This is a genomic window from Rahnella sp. CFA14(1/10), from assembly GCF_004195095.1.
GTDB lineage: Bacteria > Pseudomonadota > Gammaproteobacteria > Enterobacterales > Enterobacteriaceae > Rahnella > Rahnella perminowiae.
This window is the reverse complement of record NZ_SEWS01000005.1, coordinates 21,500-40,054: the sequence shown is the minus strand read 5'-3', so window position 1 is coordinate 40,054 and position 18,555 is coordinate 21,500. Positions and strand designations below refer to the sequence as shown.

18 protein-coding genes and 3 tRNA genes are annotated in these 18,555 nt (G+C 51.4%); 11 read left to right on the top strand and 10 right to left on the bottom strand.

Going from position 1 to position 18,555, the window contains the following annotated elements:
• Positions 1–11: 11 nt before the first annotated feature.
• The 6 genes from EVX52_RS11140 to EVX52_RS11115 form a co-directional block, all read right to left on the bottom strand.
• Complete coding sequence (locus tag EVX52_RS11140) at positions 12–173, bottom strand: DUF1328 domain-containing protein (RefSeq protein WP_013577105.1); 162 nt, start codon at positions 171–173, stop codon at positions 12–14.
• A gap of 321 nt (positions 174–494) precedes the next feature.
• Positions 495–1,088, bottom strand: coding sequence for a molecular chaperone OsmY (osmY, locus tag EVX52_RS11135; protein WP_129953279.1), 594 nt, complete (start codon positions 1,086–1,088; stop codon positions 495–497).
• A gap of 432 nt (positions 1,089–1,520) precedes the next feature.
• Positions 1,521–3,110, bottom strand: coding sequence for a peptide chain release factor 3 (prfC, locus tag EVX52_RS11130; RefSeq protein WP_129953280.1), 1,590 nt, complete (start codon positions 3,108–3,110; stop codon positions 1,521–1,523).
• Between the two features lie 165 nt (positions 3,111–3,275).
• Positions 3,276–3,437, bottom strand: a complete 162-nt coding sequence (locus tag EVX52_RS11125; protein ID WP_240783463.1) for a hypothetical protein — start codon at positions 3,435–3,437, stop codon at positions 3,276–3,278.
• A 4-nt stretch (positions 3,438–3,441) separates the two neighbouring features.
• On the bottom strand, positions 3,442–3,885 hold the full coding sequence (rimI, locus tag EVX52_RS11120) for a ribosomal protein S18-alanine N-acetyltransferase (RefSeq protein WP_129991290.1): 444 nt from the start codon (positions 3,883–3,885) through the stop codon (positions 3,442–3,444).
• Positions 3,854–4,267, bottom strand: a complete 414-nt coding sequence (locus tag EVX52_RS11115; RefSeq protein WP_129991289.1) for a DNA polymerase III subunit psi — start codon at positions 4,265–4,267, stop codon at positions 3,854–3,856. Before EVX52_RS11115 ends, rimI begins: the two co-directional genes overlap by 32 nt.
• A 113-nt stretch (positions 4,268–4,380) precedes the next feature.
• Between EVX52_RS11115 and rsmC the strand changes: the two genes are divergently transcribed.
• Positions 4,381–5,427, top strand: coding sequence for a 16S rRNA (guanine(1207)-N(2))-methyltransferase RsmC (rsmC, locus tag EVX52_RS11110; RefSeq protein WP_015698767.1), 1,047 nt, complete (start codon positions 4,381–4,383; stop codon positions 5,425–5,427).
• Between the two features lie 4 nt (positions 5,428–5,431).
• Here the strand turns inward: rsmC and EVX52_RS11105 are convergent, their stop codons facing one another.
• Positions 5,432–6,424: an aldo/keto reductase gene (locus tag EVX52_RS11105; protein ID WP_129991288.1), complete on the bottom strand. Its 993-nt coding sequence runs from the start codon at positions 6,422–6,424 to the stop codon at positions 5,432–5,434.
• Positions 6,425–6,548: 124 nt separating this feature from the next.
• Here EVX52_RS11105 and EVX52_RS11100 point away from each other — a divergent pair, with 124 nt between their 5' ends.
• The 4 genes from EVX52_RS11100 (at position 6,549) to EVX52_RS11085 (ending at position 8,017) form a co-directional block, all read left to right on the top strand.
• A complete protein-coding gene (locus EVX52_RS11100) occupies positions 6,549–7,487 on the top strand; it encodes a LysR family transcriptional regulator (RefSeq protein WP_129991287.1) in 939 nt (312 codons plus the stop codon).
• A gap of 194 nt (positions 7,488–7,681) precedes the next feature.
• Positions 7,682–7,767, top strand: a tRNA-Leu gene (locus EVX52_RS11095).
• A 36-nt stretch (positions 7,768–7,803) separates the two neighbouring features.
• Positions 7,804–7,889, top strand: a tRNA-Leu gene (locus tag EVX52_RS11090).
• Between the two features lie 41 nt (positions 7,890–7,930).
• A tRNA-Leu gene (locus EVX52_RS11085) sits at positions 7,931–8,017 on the top strand.
• Positions 8,018–8,129: 112 nt separating this feature from the next.
• Here the strand turns inward: EVX52_RS11085 and EVX52_RS11080 are convergent.
• Entirely contained in the window at positions 8,130–8,414 is a 285-nt protein-coding gene (locus EVX52_RS11080; protein WP_129953285.1) for a DUF1435 domain-containing protein, read from the bottom strand.
• Positions 8,415–8,715: 301 nt separating this feature from the next.
• Here EVX52_RS11080 and EVX52_RS11075 point away from each other — a divergent pair, with 301 nt between their 5' ends.
• Together EVX52_RS11075 and rhaT are read left to right on the top strand one after the other, a co-directional pair.
• A complete protein-coding gene (locus tag EVX52_RS11075; RefSeq protein ID WP_129953286.1) occupies positions 8,716–9,810 on the top strand; it encodes a GGDEF domain-containing protein in 1,095 nt (364 codons plus the stop codon).
• A gap of 587 nt (positions 9,811–10,397) precedes the next feature.
• Positions 10,398–11,432, top strand: a complete 1,035-nt coding sequence (gene rhaT / locus EVX52_RS11070) for an L-rhamnose/proton symporter RhaT (RefSeq protein ID WP_129991286.1) — start codon at positions 10,398–10,400, stop codon at positions 11,430–11,432.
• 28 nt (positions 11,433–11,460) lie between these two features.
• Here rhaT and rhaR read toward each other — a convergent pair whose 3' ends face one another.
• Together rhaR and rhaS are read right to left on the bottom strand one after the other, a co-directional pair.
• Entirely contained in the window at positions 11,461–12,333 is an 873-nt protein-coding gene (gene rhaR / locus EVX52_RS11065; RefSeq protein WP_129953288.1) for an HTH-type transcriptional activator RhaR, read from the bottom strand.
• Positions 12,334–12,416: 83 nt separating this feature from the next.
• Complete coding sequence (gene rhaS, locus EVX52_RS11060; RefSeq protein ID WP_129953289.1) at positions 12,417–13,244, bottom strand: HTH-type transcriptional activator RhaS; 828 nt, start codon at positions 13,242–13,244, stop codon at positions 12,417–12,419.
• A 339-nt stretch (positions 13,245–13,583) separates the two neighbouring features.
• Between rhaS and rhaB the strand changes: the two genes are divergently transcribed.
• From rhaB to fucO, 4 genes are all read left to right on the top strand, one after another.
• Positions 13,584–15,068, top strand: a complete 1,485-nt coding sequence (gene rhaB, locus EVX52_RS11055) for a rhamnulokinase (RefSeq protein WP_129991285.1) — start codon at positions 13,584–13,586, stop codon at positions 15,066–15,068.
• Positions 15,065–16,321 (top strand): L-rhamnose isomerase, encoded by a 1,257-nt coding sequence (locus EVX52_RS11050; protein WP_129953291.1) that lies wholly within the window; start codon positions 15,065–15,067, stop codon positions 16,319–16,321. Before rhaB ends, EVX52_RS11050 begins: the two co-directional genes overlap by 4 nt.
• A gap of 52 nt (positions 16,322–16,373) precedes the next feature.
• Positions 16,374–17,198 carry a rhamnulose-1-phosphate aldolase gene (gene rhaD, locus EVX52_RS11045; protein WP_129953292.1) on the top strand — a complete coding sequence of 275 codons (825 nt, stop codon included), beginning with the start codon at positions 16,374–16,376 and terminating at the stop codon, positions 17,196–17,198.
• Positions 17,199–17,334: 136 nt separating this feature from the next.
• Positions 17,335–18,483, top strand: coding sequence for a lactaldehyde reductase (gene fucO, locus EVX52_RS11040; protein WP_129953293.1), 1,149 nt, complete (start codon positions 17,335–17,337; stop codon positions 18,481–18,483).
• The last annotated feature ends 72 nt before the right edge of the window (positions 18,484–18,555 follow it).

Genomic DNA, 18,555 nt, shown 5'->3' with positions numbered 1-18,555 from the left:
AAGTGATGTGGTCAGAGTCGCTTACGACCCGTAAACAGGCTGACCAGGAACAGAATGATACCGACTACGAAGACGATTTTTGCAGCCCAGGCAGCTGTACCCGCCAAACCACCGAAACCAAGAGCCGCCGCGATCAACGCGATGATTAGAAAAATAATGCCCCAACGAAACATAAGCTTCTCCTTTACCCTATTTTCACTTTGCCATTTTAAAAGGTTGTGCCCCGCCTCGGGCCGGACTCACTGTGAAATATTGCCTTCTGACGCTTTATCAACCGGCTACAGCCAGTAACAAAAAAACGAATTACTTAATAAAGGTAGTCGAAAAATGAAAGTGTTAGCGTTTCCGACACGATATTTTTCCCAACTGCAGGCAATTCCGTTCATCCCGAATATTCAGCAGGCACATAAATAAATATAGTTATGCGTTATTCCGAAAATAAAGCGCCCTGCCCTGAGGAGGGCGCTATAGACAACAGCTACAGCAGATGATCGTTACGGTGCGACTTTCAGATCATTTTTGACGCTTTTCACGCCATCAACGGTTTTGGCGACGCTTTCAGCACGGTCAGACTGTGCCTGATCTTTCACGTTACCGGAAAGCTGTACCACGCCGTCGGTGGTTTCGACTTTCACGTTACGTGATGGGACGATGTCATCAGCCAGCAATTTAGCTTTTACAGAGGCCGTGGTCGCGCTGTCACCGGCATAGCCTTTAACGCTTTGATCTTTGCTGTCTTTGGTATGCAGTTTGTCGCTGACGGATTTAACACCTTCAACTTTAGTGGCTACTGCAACAGCCTGCTCAGCTTCAGCCTGTGAACCCACAAAACCGCTCAGCGTGACAACACCGGAATTGGTCGTGACGGAGATATCGTTGCTTTTAATCGCTTTGTCATCTACCAGAGCACTTTTCACTTTTGCTGTGATGGCACTGTCGCCCATGTAGTTATCAACTTTCTTCATGGAACTATCGATTTTTGCACCTGCGCTATCTGTAGTCGTCGTTGCAGCCAAAGCGCTACCGCTCATCAGTGCGGTACCCAGAACTACAGCCATCATGGAATAGGCAAATTTAGAATTTTTCATCGATTTCTTCCTTTCGGTTTATGAGCCTTGATTGCGGCTCTACACGTCACATTCTTGGTGACGCCTTCTAACAAATTGTATTGCTGCTGTTTTTACTTTCCTTGTAGCAGAGTACATCGTTTTATTCTGGCTTATGATCGCCATACGACATAACACTCTGCAACGTGACTTCAAAGTAGTGCTTTAAGCCACCCGTCCTGAACACACATTTAATATAGTCAAGAATGATCAGATTAGTAGGGAGATCGTCGAATATGGCCTCTAATGCAGACAAGTCTTAGTGCCGGGGGCGGTTTGCGCCCATTTTTCAGCCAGGGCGGTGATTAAATAATCAGGGAGGGTAAGAGGATAAACTGTTCCGGGCAGGCGAAAGGCGAAAAAAAAGACGGCCAATTTGCCGTCTTTCTGTTTCAGAACCTGATAAGAGAAGAATTAATGTTCGCGGGTTTTGCGGAATTTAACTTCCGGATAACGCTCAGACGCCAGATTCAGGTTCACCATTGTTGGTGCGATGTACGCTAAATTATCACCACCATCAAGCGCCAGATTGGTTTCATTTTTGCGTTTAAATTCTTCGAATTTCTTCACGTCACTGCATTCAACCCAACGGGCAGTCGAGACGTTCACAGATTCATAAATCGCTTCCACGTTGTATTCGCTTTTCAGACGCGCCACCACCACTTCAAACTGCAACACCCCGACCGCACCGACGATTAAATCGTTGTTGGCAATCGGACGGAAGACCTGTACCGCGCCTTCCTCTGAAAGCTGTACCAGCCCTTTCAGCAACTGTTTCTGTTTCAGCGGGTCACGCAGACGAATACGACGGAACAGTTCAGGGGCAAAGTTAGGAATGCCGGTGAATTTCATGTTCTCACCCTGAGTAAAGGTGTCGCCAATCTGAATTGTGCCGTGGTTATGCAGACCAATGATGTCGCCAGGATAGGCTTCTTCAACGTGCGAACGGTCTCCGGCCATAAAGGTCAGCGCATCGGAAATCACTACATCTTTGCCGGTACGCACCTGACGCAGTTTCATGCCTTTTTCATATTTACCGGACACCACTCGCATGAACGCCACGCGGTCACGGTGTTTCGGGTCCATGTTGGCCTGAATTTTGAAAACAAAACCGGTGAATTTCTCATCATCGGCTTTCACTTCGCGCAGGTCAGTTTTACGTGGCATCGGCGCAGGCGCCCAGTCCACCAGACCGTCGAGCATATGGTCAACACCAAAGTTACCGAGTGCCGTACCGAAGAAGACCGGTGTCAGTTCGCCCTGCAGGAAAGCCTCATGGTCGAATTCATGCGACGCGCCCTGCACCAGTTCCAGCTCATCACGCAATTGTGCGGCCAGATCTTCGCCAACGGCAGCATCCAGCTCAGGATTGTTCAGGCCTTTGACCACGCGAACTTCCTGAATGGTGTGACCTTTACCGGTCTGGTACAGATACACTTCGTCTTTATAAAGGTGATAAACCCCTTTGAACAATTTACCGCAGCCGATTGGCCAGGTAATCGGAGAGCAGGCGATTTTCAGCTCACGCTCCACTTCGTCCATCACTTCCATCGGGTCACGGATGTCACGGTCGAGTTTGTTCATAAAAGTCAGGATCGGCGTATCGCGCAGACGGGTGACTTCCATCAGTTTACGGGTACGATCTTCGACACCTTTTGCGGCATCGATCACCATCAGACAGCAGTCAACGGCGGTCAGCGTACGGTAGGTATCTTCGGAGAAGTCTTCGTGCCCTGGGGTGTCGAGCAAGTTAACCAGACACTGCTTGTACGGGAACTGCATCACGGACGTGGTGATGGAAATACCACGTTGTTTTTCCATTTCCATCCAGTCGGATTTGGCGTGATGGCTGGAGCCACGGCCTTTTACTGTACCGGCGGTTTGAATGGCCTGTCCGAATAACAGAACTTTTTCAGTAATGGTGGTTTTACCGGCATCGGGGTGAGAGATGATGGCAAATGTGCGGCGCTTAGCCACTTCAAGGGCGTATTCACTTGGAGACATGTTTTTCACGTTTCTGCTGTTGGTCCGCCCTGCATAGGATTTCACATCACGTCAGAAGGTGACGTCAGGCAAAGCGGTAATAAAAGTTATAGCCGGCTATTTTCACTGATTTAGACGGTATGGGCAATCAATGGTTTTTTTGTATGGTGTGACTAAGAGAGCGCGTTAGAAACGGAAGTCGGTTAAAAGTGCGGCCCAGTGTTCTCGCAGAACTATTTTATGTTCTTCAAGCATCGGTAACTCCGTAAGCAAATCTGGCCAGCGTTCACGCGCAATTTCAATGGCTTCATCAGGATGCACTTTAACGGCAGACCAGGGTACCCCCATTCTTTCAGCCCAGCGGCAACGCCATCATGATGGCATCTTCGCGGCCTTGTGCGGCGGGATAGTAATTACGGCGAACGGAGAGTTCATTAAAACCGAGGCTTTCATACAGCGCGATAGCTTTGGCGTTGGAAGCACGGACTTCAAGCCATAACGTAAAAACATCTTTCTGCTCAAGCAGTTGTATCACTTCTTCCAGCAACCTGCGACCTAAGCCCTGTCGCTGGAAAGCCGGATCGATAGCGATATTAAACAGGGTGGCTTCGTCGAGAACAATTTGGGTAATCGCAAATCCCGCCATCACCTCGCCCTGCATGATTTTAAGGCTCAGGTAGCGTTCGCCCTGATTGCTGGCAAGCGTATTTTCAGTCCACGGAAAGGCATGACTGGCTTGTTCGATGGCAAATGCACGGGGAAGATCAGCGGGCGTCAGGATAGAAATGTTGTTCATTTTCACAGATCTGCTGCCAGAGCGCACGTTTGGCGCCGGCGTCTTGATAGAGTTCGGCCAGGGCCGGACTGGAGAGCTGCGGGCCAGCAAGAGTCAGCGGTTCGCTTAACCCCAGTCGCCAGATATTGCAGCGGGTATCTTCAGGTAACATGGTGACCTGTTCAGGTGTCAGGCGGTAAACTTGTGATTCTGTCAGCGCCAGGCTGCGCAAAACATCCCTGAACAGCGGATCATCCTCCGCTGGCGGAACGGCGGCAACAATCAGCAACTGGGTTTCCGCAGGCAGACTGACCGCCACTTCGCCTTGTAATACAGCAGGCCGGCGCAGCGTCCACTGGGTAATGCCCAGTTGTTGTAACAGCGTATCTCGTCTGGATGCCATGCCTGTTCCCTGCCGGTTGAAGTACGAAAAGCCCGGCTATGCTAGCAAACACATCGAACATGCGCCAATAAACCTCTATAATCGCCCGCTAATCCTTGAGGAGCCACACCCTGATGTCTGCATTAACTCCGGCCAGTGAAGTCATACTGCGCCACAGCGAAGAATTTGAAGGCCGCCGCGTCCTGTTCGCCGGTGACTTACAAGACAGCCTGCCTGCTGAAATTGACGCCGAAGAAGTTCGCGTCCACACCAATATGTATCACCACTGGCAGATGCTCAGCAAAGCGCTGGGAGAAAACGTTCAGTTTGGCTTAGTTGCTGACGCTGAATTCATCGCGCCGTGCGATGTGCTCGTCTATTACTGGCCAAAGAGCAAACTGGAAGCAAAATTCCAGCTGTTCAACTTACTGTCACACTTGCCAGTTGGCATTGATGTGTTTGTCATCGGTGAAAACCGCAGTGGTGTGCGCAGCGCGGAAACCACGCTCGAAGGTCTGTGCGAACTGAGCAAAATCGACAGTGCGCGTCGTTGCGGTTTGTACCATGGCCGTCTGGAAAAGCAGCCTGAGTTTGATGCTGATGGCTGGTGGGATCAGTACATGGTCGAAGAAGTGACCATTAAAACCCTGCCGGGCGTCTTCAGCCGGGAAGGTCTGGACAGCGGAAGCCTGTTGCTGATCAACAGCTTCGAAGAACCGGTTAAAGGTAAAGTGCTGGATGTCGCCTGTGGTTCTGGCGTGCTGGCTTCTGTGCTGGCCATGTACTCGCCGAAGATGAAAATCACACTCAGTGATGTGAGCGCGGCCGCTATTGAAGCCAGCCGCGCTACACTGGCGGCGAACGATTTGCCGGGCGAAGTCATCGCCAGCAACGTCTATTCCGACATTGCCGGTCGTTTCGATATGATCATCTCCAACCCGCCATTCCACGAAGGTCTGCAAACCAGCCTGACGGCGGCGGAGCAGTTGATCCGTGGTGCGGTAAGTCATCTGAATATCGGCGGCGAACTGCGCATTGTGGCGAACGCCTTCCTGCCTTACGCCGCCCTGCTTGATGACACCTTTGGCAGCCACGAAGTACTGGCACAAAACGGTCGCTTCAAGGTGTACCGGGCCGTACGTGGACGTCCGCCGCGCGATCTGAAAAAGAAAAAACGTTAATCAGTCAGGCACTGAGGAAACGCATCAGTTCTGCGTTGTAGCGATCACCCGCTGCCACGCGGAAAGGAAATACTGCTTCGATCGCCGCGATTTCGGCTTCACTCAGGGAGACATCAAGCGCGGCGATGTTTTCCTCAAGATAATGACGATGTTTAGTGCCAGGGATCGGCACTATGTTATCGCCCTGCGCTAATACCCACGCCAGCGCCAGCTGCGAGGGTTTCACTCCTTTGTCCTGCGCCAGTTCACTGATTTTTTCCGCCAGTTGCAGATTTTTCGCGAAGTTTTCTCCCTGAAAACGCGGACTCTCGCGACGGTAATCATCCAAATCCAGATCGTCCACTGAACGGATTTGTCCGGTCAGAAAACCCCGTCCCAGCGGACTGTAAGGCACAAAACCAATCCCCAGGCGCTCACACGCCGGTAAAATGTCAGCTTCCACATCACGCGACCAGAGCGAATATTCGGTTTGCAACGCGGTGACCGGATGCACTTTGTGTGCACGCTCCAGAATGCTCACCGGCACTTCACTCAGCCCGATATAACGGATCTTGCCTTCATGCACCAGATCCGACAGCGCGCCGATCGTTTCTTCAACCGGCACCGTCGGATCAGGGCGGTGCTGATAATAGAGATCGATAACCTCCGTCCCCAGACGCTTCAGGCTGCCTTCTACGGATTGGCGGACATAGTCCGGATGGCCGTTTGTCCCACGAACCTGCGGGTTGGACGGGTCACGCACAATGCCGAATTTGGTGGCTAAAAAAACCTGATTTCGACGCCCTTTCAGGAAGCGTCCCAACAGTTCTTCATTGGTATGCGGGCCATACATGTCGGCGGTATCGAGCATTGTGACGCCCAGTTCCAGCGCGCGCGAAAGCGTTGCCATCGATTCTTTATCGTCGAGGCCGGTGGTGTAGAAGTCGCTCATGCCCATGCAACCCAGCCCCAGCGCTGACACCATCGGACCATTTTTACCCAACTGACGTTGTTTCATCGGATTTTCCTTATGACACAGAGTGAGAAGTAATCGGATTAAGTGTGGTTGTTCTTTCAGGAAAGATAAATCAGCAAAAACGTGCAACACTGTTCATAAATTGCAAACAATCACTGAGAACGTTATGGATCACATTCAGGCGATGAAAACCTTCATCCGCATTGCCGAACTGGAAAGTTTCAGCCGGGCGGCAGAAGATCTTAATGTGCCACGCGCCACGGTCAGTACCACCCTGAAACGTCTGGAACAGCGACTGGGTGTCCGCCTGTTTCTGCGCACGACACGCCAGGTCAAAATCACTGACGAAGGCAAAATCTATTATCAACGCTGTCTGCAATTGATTTCGGCGCTGGAAGAATCGGACGCTCTGTTTGCGCATCACCAAACCCAGCCCGCAGGCATTGTCCGCATCGACATGCCCCATTCACTGGCACGTGCGAAGGTGATCCCCGCGCTGCCAGCGTTTTACCAGCGCTATCCGCAGATAACCCTGAGCGTCAGTGCCAATGATAACGCCATCAATCTGCTCGATCAGGGGGTAGATTGTGTGGTGCGCGCGTGGCCTGCAGAAGATGATAATTTGCAGTCACGCCATCTGGCGGATTTGAAACAAATTACCTGCGCCTCTCCCGGCTATTTAGCGAAATTCGGTACGCCGCAGACGCCGGATGATCTCACCGGGCATCAGGCCGTGGGCTATTTCTTTGCCCACCAGCGGACAGAGTCGCATCTGGAGTTTGTGACTGACGGAAAGATTGAAAAGTGTCAGCTCGCCAGCAAACTGACCGTTAGCGGCGCTGACGCGTATGTCGCCGCCGCAAAAGCGGGCTTTGGGCTGATTCAGGCATCGGAACTGGCGATGACGCAGGAACTGGCACAGGGAGAACTGGTGGAAGTACTGCATCAGTATCTTCCGCCACCGATGCCGTTATACATCATGTATCCGCCCGGCCGTTTTCTGGCACCGAGGATCCGCGTGCTGCTGGACTGGCTGATCGCACTGTTTTCCGTCCCTGCTGATCCGCTGAGCCAGAACCGCATTATTGGAAAAACCGTTGATTAAACCATCGATTAACCTGATGACTCTCTGTGGCATTGAACCATTCATCCTGAATATGCTGTTTTTTACATCAAACGTCCGGAATGGGGGAAATAACTATTGACGCCTGTGGGAAAATCTCTAGAATTCGCCCCCGTGGTTGTGTTACTTGCTGATGACATTCCGATGAATGCGTCAACACAGTAATCAATTGGAACGCGATGGTGGCGGAATTGGTAGACGCGCTAGCTTCAGGTGTTAGTGTCCTTTGGATGTGAGGGTTCGAGTCCCTCCCTTCGCACCAATACAATCACAAGATTTATATTGCCCGGCACGGTACGCGATGGTGGCGGAATTGGTAGACGCGCTAGCTTCAGGTGTTAGTGTCCTTCGGATGTGAGGGTTCGAGTCCCTCCCTTCGCACCACTCCGGCAACTATAAATCAGCAGTAAGCAGAAATCATCTGTGCGAAGGTGGCGGAATTGGTAGACGCGCTAGCTTCAGGTGTTAGTGTCCTTACGGACGTGAGGGTTCAAGTCCCTCTCTTCGCACCACGTGATTATGCTCCTCAGCTTTTCCTTCCTGCGATACTTCTTTCAGTTTCAAAAAATAAAAAAGACCGGCAGCTTTACTGTGTCTCCTGTTTTTCATCTCAAAATCCTTATATTACAAAATAGTAAAATTCAACGTTACCGCAGCCAGACTGCCTGCCAGCGCCATGAATGATGGCAGCAACATATAATGGCGTAATGTGCGGTGAAAAAGCATGCCCAGTGTGACCAGCATCGCAACCACGATCAGCATACGCAACTGATCGAGTGACATATGTGTCAGGGCAAGCAGCGGCATCAGTGCGCAAGGCAATAATATCCCCCAGCCACTGGTGAGACGTTTACCAAACATCCCTACAACCGCCCAGATCCCACATGCTATGACAATTGCCGGAATCATAACCCTGCTCCAAATAATGATAATGAGAACCAATATCATATAGGATTTTTTCTCATTTACCACCTATTTGCGGTCACGCTCTTCGTTTGGGTGACACCTGACAGCAAAAGTGCTAGTTTTGGGGCGGTTAAACCAAACCCGTAAAGTCTCCATTAAGACAGTCACTTAAAAACGATATTTATTGCATTCTAATAATTACATATTAGTACTATTAGCCTGCCCGTTTAGGATAATTATGCGGTGCAAGGCGCTAAAGCACTTTATCTATTCAGAACAACACAAGCTAAATAGAGTAAATTTGATGATATCTCATTCCTATGATGAGCTGCTTAAAAGCAAACATCGTCTGGCGATGTTGCTATTCTTTTTTTTAAATAGCGCAACAGCATTATTTTCTATGGCTTACCCGCCAGAGAATGCAGCCCCTGCGCCATTACCGTTGGTGCTGATTTTTGTGCTTTGTTTTTCAGGGCTGATATTTTCTTTTTTCAGTAAGAAAAATTACTCTGCCCATCTGAATATCTGTTCCATTGCCGTCGGCCTGTTATGGGCCTGGCAAATAGCCTTCCGCTTTGAAGCAACCAGCCATTTAGATAAAAATTATCTTTTAATCAGCTTACTCAGTATATTATTTATCAGCGCCATCGCTTTATCAGATAATTTTCTGGCTTTTTGTCTGCATGCAGTACCTTCCACTCTTTGTGTGATTTTTTTGGACGAGTTTCAACATGTCAGCCGTATCCTTTTCTCAGTTTCATTACCACTGATTGGCCTGTGGCTGCATCATCTGATGCTGAGGCGCAGTGACGAATTCACGCGCAGGATGGTGGCCAATCTCTACAGTGAACGGGAAAAATTCAGCGACCTGAGTATGCTTGATCCCCTGACCGGCCTGTACAACCGCCGGGGGTTGCAGAATAAGCTGGAAACACTGTTTAATCAGGCCTCCGGGCACTACGTCATGTTGCTCGATATCGACCATTTCAAAGCCTATAACGATAACTATGGCCATACGATGGGCGATCAGGCACTGGTGCGTGTTTCTGCCGCTATCCGCGATGCAGTGCGCTCGCGGGATGTGGTTGTCCGTTATGGCGGAGAAGAGTTTCTGGTGCTGATGTCCAACGTTCAGCAGGAGCATGCGGTTCGCATGGCTGAGCGTATCCAGAATAAAGTCCTCGGGCTGAATATCCCGCATTTGTTTAATGCTGAAGTTTCCACACATGTCACGGTCAGTGCCGGGCTGGCTGCGCTGGAGGAAGGTGACTTTATTCAGGCTCTGGGTAAAGCTGATACCTCACTCTATAACGCAAAAAACAGTGGTCGTAATAAAATATTTTATGCCTGGGATCAACCCGGAGAGATTCAGCAAACCGTCGAAGAAAAAATAGCCTGACGATTGTTTGTATGTCCGATTAACAACTTATTTAGCGTTCATAATTTTTGCGAATGATGTTCAGCGTTTTGCCGGTTCATCATAAAAATAACCTGCCATTCAGTTTCGCTGCATAAGCATTCAACTTTCGGCCAGATTAAGGGTTCTGGCTGAAAGTAAACAAATTGACTTAAATAATGAATGTTACTCTTCCTTGTTACTTTATAACTTTTTAATTCTATTTAAATAAGCCCTTCACGCCCCCCGATTGCCCCGAAATATTGACAGATAAAAATAATCCTAAAGCACATCTTTATGTCGCCTTCCCGCATGTTCTCAGCCTGTTCTGTAAACGGTCTCTCTCTATCTCATAAAATTCTTTAATTTGTTGATTTAATGTGATTATTAATTCGACCACCGGATTTGTGAACTGACTCATGTGCATCTTCCGGCGAGTGCCAGCGCTGATTTTCCGGTGGCACTGACCGGAAGGCTCCCCTGCCGGACACTTCTTACACTACCGCCACCCGCTGCCCGGATTTCTGCAGGATCAGCTAACAGCAGCGCTTTTGCTTACCCATTACTCTACATAATAAAAGGTCCGGTGTATGAACAGTTCGATAGTGTTAGGGATCATCTGGCATCTGATAGGGGCAGCCAGCGCAGCTTGCTTCTATGCGCCATTCAAACAAGTGAAACATTGGTCATGGGAAACCATGTGGTCGCTTGGCGGCTTTTTTTCCTGGATCATTCTGCCCTGGGCGGTCAGCTACGTGCTATTGCCTGATTTCTGGGCCTATTACGGTTCATTCAGTTTTGCCACTCTGTTGCCCGTTTTTCTGTTTGGCGCCATGTGGGGGATCGGTAACATCAATTACGGTCTGACCATGCGCTATCTCGGCATGTCGATGGGGATAGGCATCGCCATTGGCATTACCCTGATTATCGGGACGCTAATGACGCCTGTTTTGCAGGGCAAAATTGGCATTCTGTTTGGCACATTAGGTGGCCAGCTCACCCTGCTCGGCGTATTTGTTGCGGTCATTGGTGTAGCCATTGTCAGCTATGCGGGCTTCCTGAAAGAAAAAGCATTAGGTATTAAAGCTGAAGAGTTCAATCTGCGTAAAGGGCTGATTCTGGCTGTAATGTGCGGAATTTTCTCTGCGGGGATGTCTTTCGCCATGAGCGCTGCAGTGCCCATGCACGAAGCGGCGCGCGCGCTCGGGATTGATCCGCTGTATGTCGCCCTGCCGAGTTATGTGGTGATCATGGGCGGCGGTGCGGTAGTTAACCTCGGCTTCTGCTTTATCCGTCTGGCAACACGTAAAACCCTCTCTTTGCGCGCCGATATGTCGGTGGCGAAATCCCTGCTGCTTACGAATGCGATCTTCTCCATTATTGGCGGCGTAATGTGGTATCTGCAGTTCTTCTTCTACGCCTGGGGTCATGCCAGCATTCCGGCAGAATATGATTACATGAGCTGGATGCTGCACATGAGTTTCTACGTCTTGTGCGGGGGCATCGTCGGTCTGGTGCTGAAAGAATGGCTCGGTGTAGGCAAAAAACCGGTACGTGTGCTTTGCATCGGTGCGCTGGTGATTATTCTGGCGGCAAATATTGTCGGTCTGGGTATGGCACTGTAAGCGCTGCATCGCTTAATGACCGCAGAATTTATTCTGCGGTCATTGAGGATAAAAGGATTTTACCGGCCTGCTGTGTAAAACGTTGCCGGTAGTCACGCGGCGAAACACCACTTGCCCGACTGAACACCACAGAAAAATAGTTACTGTCATCAAAGCCGCATTCAGCGGCCACATCACTGATTGTCATGTTGCCATAACGCAGCAAACTCATCGCCCGGCAAAGCCTCAGCTGACGTAAATAATGGGTCACACTCATGCCGGTGTGCTGCTTGAACAGCGAACGTAAAGCACGCGGATTAAGCTGATGTTGCAGGCAAAACGTTTCAAGGTGGAAGGGAGCGGCGATATTTGCCCGCAGGGCCATCAGCAATAAATCCAGCTGATGCGCATCCGGTAACGCGCCACTGTCCGGCCGCTGGCGAAAGCGTAATAACAAGAGTGCCAGCTGCATCAGCAGGGCTTCGCTCAGTTGCACCGAAAGCGGCTCCGATTTCATACACTCTTTAGCAAGCTCATCCACTTTATCACGCAAAACTGACATGCCAAGCGTACTCAGCCGCCAGTAACGTTGTTCCTGGCTGACATTCTCGCCCGGCAATAATTGCGACCAGTCGGCCGCCAGCCCGAAACGCTCACGGCAAAACAGCACATTATCCAGTGCCAGTTCGTTGACTGACTCATAGCTATGCCGGTCCCGTGAATTAATATAAAACAGGTCACCGCAGGTGATGGGATAAGGGATATCGTTCCAGACATGCAGACCATTACCGCGCCAGACAATAACCAGTTCATCAAAATCATGGTCATGACTCGGAAAGTCGGCCTGGGGATGGCGTTCAGCCACCACCACCGAATTCATGTCGGTCAGAAAGAAATCATTTTTATTCAATTTCAACGACATATTTGCAATCTCTCACCCGTTTGACGACAAAATAAACGAGGCAGTACTCAGGTAAACATACCGGAAACTGCGAGAGGTGCCGTTTAACGCAACTGATCACGCATGAGTTTTGGCGACACCGAAAATTCCCGACGAAACTGTGTCGAGAAGTGGTTACTGTCACTGAACCCGCAGGCATAAGCGATATCGGTAATGCTTTGATCGCTATGATGTAAACGACGGCGCGCTTCCAGCAACCTCAGCCGGTTAAGATACCGCTGCGGCGTCATGCCAGTGTAATGCTTCATCTGACGATGTAATGTTCGCAGCGCCAGTGAGAAGCGTTCTGCAGCTTCAGTCCAGTTCACTTCCTCACTGTAATGCGACTGGAGCCATTGCAAAAGTTGATTGACCCTGTTTTCCGAGGTATCTCGCAATTGTGGCTGGAAACAATCCTGATAAAGCAGGATCAGCAATTGTAAAAACAGACTTTCACGGGTCGCGATATGTTCCATTTCAACGCTGTCCGGCAGTGCTTCAAGTTGTGTAATGCAGTTCAGCACCTGTGAAAGTACACACGGGCTGAGCTGCCAGTGGATCTGAGACTGATAGTGATGTTCCTGAGGAAGGAAGTGGCTGACGTCCTGAATGAAACGGAACGCCTTCGGTGAGCGGAACAACACATTTGTCAGACGTAAGTTATCAACATTTTCAAACAGATGATGATCACTGGCTCGCACGAAACAGACCGCACCGGCCGTCAGTGTATAAGGGTTGTCGTTAAAGATATGCACACCTGATCCGCTTTCCACCAGCATAATTTCATGGAAATCATGGTAGTGCTCCGGGAATACATCTTGTGGGAGCCGGCGCTCAACCGTCACGGTCAGCTCAGGCGCCGCAAAATAATCATCACCTCTCAGTAACGTCATGTATCACCTCCGGTTCAAAATCACTGTGCTTCGGGGAACAACCCTACCCTGCGGCCTGCTTTCCTGCCTTCAAACCACGGCAGTAAAAGCATCATAAACGGTCATATTTCAAAGATTCCCTCTGCCCTGATGCAGATCTGCGGCAAAGATCACAATCGCTTATGCCGCATTACTCAGCTGCGGATAGCCCTGTTTCAGCCAGCTTTGGAGCATTATGTGATCTGCCTCGCATCTACCTTTTTAATGCTGCCATCCTGCCAAAACCGGTGGCAATCACCGGAAGGTGCCTTTCAGGCGCTCCCCCTACACTGGCCATATCTTCGATAAGGAATGGCCGCTATGACAACTCACCATCTTGCCGCTATTGACCTCGGCGCTTCCAGCGGCCGGGTGATGCTGGCGACATTTACCCGTCAGGATCCCGATCCGGCAGCAACGCTGACATTGAAAGAAATCCACCGGTTTCCTAATAACCTGATCCGCGTTGATGGTCACGATACCTGGGACCTTGATGCGCTGGAAAAACACATTCTTGAAGGGCTGAATCGCCTTGATGCGTCCGGTGTTCAGCTTGACGGTATCGGGATTGATACCTGGGGGGTGGATTACGTCCTGCTTGATGCTCAGGGGCAGCGGGTCGGTTTGCCGGTTGCTTATCGTGACAACCGCACGGAAGGCGTGATGGCGCGGGTGGAACAGCAGTTTGGCCGTGAAAATTTGTACCAGAAAACCGGCATCCAGTTCATGCCGTTTAATACACTTTACCAACTGCGTGCATTGAGCGAACAGCAGCCTGACATCATCAATAAAGCGGCTCACATGCTGATGATCCCGGATTATTTCTTTTACCGCCTCACCGGCAAACTGAACTGGGAATACACCAACGCCAGCACCACGCAAATGCTCAATCTCGCCACCGGTGACTGGGACGAAGACTTGCTGAAACTGGCGGGTGTACCACGCCGCTGGTTACAAAAACCCACCCAGCCGGGTCATTCCCGGGGAGTGTGGAAAAGCCCCCGCGGCCGCAGCGTGCCGGTATTCAGCGTCGCGACGCACGATACTGCCAGCGCGGTGGTTGCCGCCCCGCTGACCCGTTCACACAGCGCCTACCTCAGTTCCGGCACCTGGTCGCTGATGGGCATTGAAAGCCCGCAAGCCTTTAACCATGCTGAGGCACTTCACGACAATATCACTAACGAAGGCGGCATTGATGGCAGCTATCGTGTATTAAGAAATATCATGGGGTTATGGTTGTTTCAGCGGGTTTGCCGCGAACTGAACATCCAGGATTTACCGTCACTCATCACGCTGGCTAAAAACGTCACGCCGTTCACTTATCTGATTAACCCGAACGAAGATCGCTTTATCAATCCTCCCTCCATGGTCGCTGCCATTCGTGATGCCTGCCGTCAAACGGGTGATCCGGTACCGGAGTCCCCGGCTGAACTGGCTCGCTGTATTTTCGACAGCCTTGCCATGCTGTACCGCAAAATTGCATTGCAACTTGCTCAGTTACAAGGGGCACCGCTGGAAGATATCCATATCGTTGGCGGCGGCAGCCAGAACCAGTTCCTGAACCAGCTTTGTGCTGATGTCTGTCAGGTACGCGTCAGCGCAGGCCCGGTCGAGGCCTCAACGCTGGGCAATATCGGTTGCCAGCTGATGGCGCTGAACGCCGTCAACGATACCGCTGAATTTCGTCGCATTGTTGCCACGAATTTTGAGCAACACCATTACCTTCCCCGTATTCACGCGGATTTCGCTATTCACTGGCGCCGCTTTCAGGCGCTCTGTCACGCCAATGAGGAACTCGCAGTATGACTTCATCTATCGATCAAGCATGGACACTTGCCAAAGAACGCTTTGCACAGCTGGGTATTGATGCCGAAGCTGCAATCAGACAACTTGATACCCTGCCCGTTTCTATCCATTGCTGGCAGGGGGATGATGTCGCTGGCTTCGAAAACCCTGAAGGCAGCCTGACCGGCGGCATTCAGGCGACCGGTAATTATCCCGGCAAAGCGCGTAACGCTCAGCAACTCCGCGCTGATCTGGAACTGGCAGTTTCCATGATACCCGGCCCTAACCGTCTGAATCTGCATGCGATTTATCTGGAGTCCGATCAACCCGTAGCCCGTAATGAAATCGAGCCGAAGCACTTCACCGGCTGGGTTGACTGGGCGAAGAAAAACAAACTGGGTCTGGACTTCAACCCGTCTTGTTTCTCACACCCGATGAGCGCAGACGGCTTCACGTTGTCACACGCGAACCCGGAAATTCGTCAGTTCTGGATTGAACATTGCCAGGCCAGCCGCCGCATTTCCGCCTCGTTTGGCCGTGCACTGGGCACACCGTCAGTGATGAATATCTGGGTGCCGGATGGCATGAAAGACATCACCGTAGACCGTCTGGCACCGCGCCAGCGCCTGATGAGCGCACTTGATGAAGTGATTTCTGAGAAGTTTGATATCACCGAACACATCGATGCCGTCGAAAGCAAACTGTTTGGCATCGGTTCTGAAAGCTACACCGTCGGCTCAAACGAATTCTATCTCGGTTACGCTGCCAGTCGCGGCACTGCGCTGTGCCTCGATGCCGGTCACTTCCATCCAACCGAAGTGATTTCCGACAAAATCTCTGCGGCGATGCTATATGTGCCCCGCCTGCTGCTGCACGTCAGCCGTCCGGTACGCTGGGACAGCGATCACGTGGTGCTGCTGGACGACGAGACACAAGCCATCGCCAGCGAAATCGTGCGCCATAATCTGTTCAACCGCGTGCATATCGGCCTGGATTTCTTCGATGCTTCGATCAACCGCATCGCAGCCTGGGTTATCGGCACCCGCAATATGAAAAAAGCCCTGCTGAAAGCCCTGCTCGAACCAACCAGTTTACTGAAACAGCTGGAAGCAGAAGGCGATTACACCGCGCGTCTGGCCCTGCTGGAAGAACAAAAATCCCTGCCGTGGCAGGCCGTATGGGACATGTATTGCCAGCGTCACGACGTACCGGTTGGCGGTCAGTGGCTGGATACCATTCGTCATTACGAAACCAGCGTGCTGGCAAAACGTTAAGTGCCGCTGAACACACCAGAAACGCATTCACCTTATTCGCAGGAAAGCACCGATGAAAACATTATTTAGCTCGTGGTTTGTACAAGGTATGGTCAAGGCGACCACCGATATGTGGCTGAAAGGCTGGGATGAACGTAACGGCGGCAACGTCAGCATGCGTCTGTTACCGGAAGACGTCGCACCTTATATAAATGATTTTTACGCGCAGCCACGTCAGGTTGAGCTGACTCAGCACGCGCCCGATCTGGCCAACGAATATTTCATCGTGACCGGCTCCGGTAAGTTTTTCCGTAATGTGCAACTGGCCCCGTCAGAAGCGCTGACCGTTATTCAGCTCGATGATAAAGGTGCCAGTTACAAAATCCTGTGGGGTCTGACCGCAGGCGGCTTGCCAACTTCGGAGCTGGCCTCCCATCTGCAATCACATGCCGTACGTAAACGTGTCACCAACGGTCAGGATCGCGTCATCATGCACTGCCATGCGACCAACCTGATCGCACTGACGTACGTGCTTGAACTCGACAGCGCCAAGATCACCCGCAAATTGTGGGAATGCAGCACGGAATGTCTGGTGGTCTTCCCCGACGGCGTGGGGATTGTACCGTGGATGGTGCCGGGCACCGATGGTATCGGAGCAGCGACTTCCGACCGGATGCAACATCACAGCCTGGTGCTGTGGGCGTTCCACGGTATCTTCGGTTGCGGCCCGACGCTGGACGACGCTTTTGGCCTGATCGACACCGCCGAAAAATCAGCGGAGATCCTGGTGAAAGTGATTTCCATGGGGGGGATGAAACAAACTATCCAGACTGAAGAACTGATTGCCCTCGGCAAACGTTTTGAAGTCACACCTTTCGAGGCCGCATTAAAAGCCTGATCAGGCACTTTATGCTCCTGACATCATAAATCATGCACGGGGGACAGCGGATGTTCCCCGTAGCAGGAAATGGCAAAGACCCCGGAGCAGCAGGCAGCAGAACACCTATTTTACTTACTCTATAGAGGGAATTTTTATGAGTTTCATGTTGGCCTTACCTAAAATCAGCCTCCACGGTCAGGGCGCAATCGAAGATATGGTTGCAATGCTGGCGACTAAACCACAGGGTAAAGCCCTTATCGTGACCGATGGTCAGTTAATCGAATTGGGTCTGCTCGACAATTTATTCTCCGCACTCAAACAGGCCGGACTGCCTTATGCCATTTACGGCGGCGTAGTGCCGAATCCAACCTCCGCCCATGTTGATGAAGGCTTCCGTCTGTATCAGGAAAACCAGTGCGATTATCTGATTGCTTTCGGTGGCGGCAGCCCGATTGATACCGCAAAAGGCATCAAAATTCTGACCGCCAATCCGGGCCCTGCCACCCTGTATTCCGGTATCGGCAAAGTCAGTAAACCGGGTGTCTTTCTGGTGGCGATTAATACTACGGCAGGCACAGCGGCAGAACTCACCAGTAATGCGGTGATCATCGACAGCCAGCGTCAGGTGAAAGAAGTGATCATCGACACCAGTCTGATCCCGGATATCGCCGTGGACGATCCGGCAGTGATGCTCAAAATTCCGGCCAGTGTCACCGCCGCGACTGGCATGGATGCGCTGACCCACGCCATCGAAGCCTATGTTTCCGTCGGCGCGCATCCGCTGACTGACCCGACAGCACTTGCCGCGATTTCAACGATCACGCAATGGCTGCCAAAAGCCGTCGATCACGGCGATGATATCGAAGCCCGCGAGAAAATGGCGCAGGGGCAATATCTGGCCGGTATGGCATTTAACAGCGCAGGTTTGGGGCTGGTTCACGCACTGGCGCATCAGCCTGGCGCGACACATAATCTGCCGCACGGCGTCTGTAATGCGATCCTGCTGCCGGTCGTCGAAGCGTTTAACCGCGCGAGTGCGCCTCACCGCTTTGCCGACATTGCCCGCGCGATGGGCGTACAGACTCAAGGTATCAGCGAAACGCAGGCCAGTATTGCGGCCATTGACGCTATTCGCCAATTGTCCACCCGTGTGGGGATCCCTTCCGGTTTCAAAGAACTGGGCATTTGTGAAGCGGATATCGAAGGCTGGCTCGACAAGGCTCTCGCTGACCCATGTGCGCCGTGCAATCCGCGCACCGCAACCCGTGAAGAAGTGCGCGAGTTGTATCTGAAAGCCATGTAGTTTTTAGCTTCTGCCTCTGTGAAGGGGAAGAAAGCAGTTGTCATTTCTTTACTCCCTCCCCTTCGCAGGGGA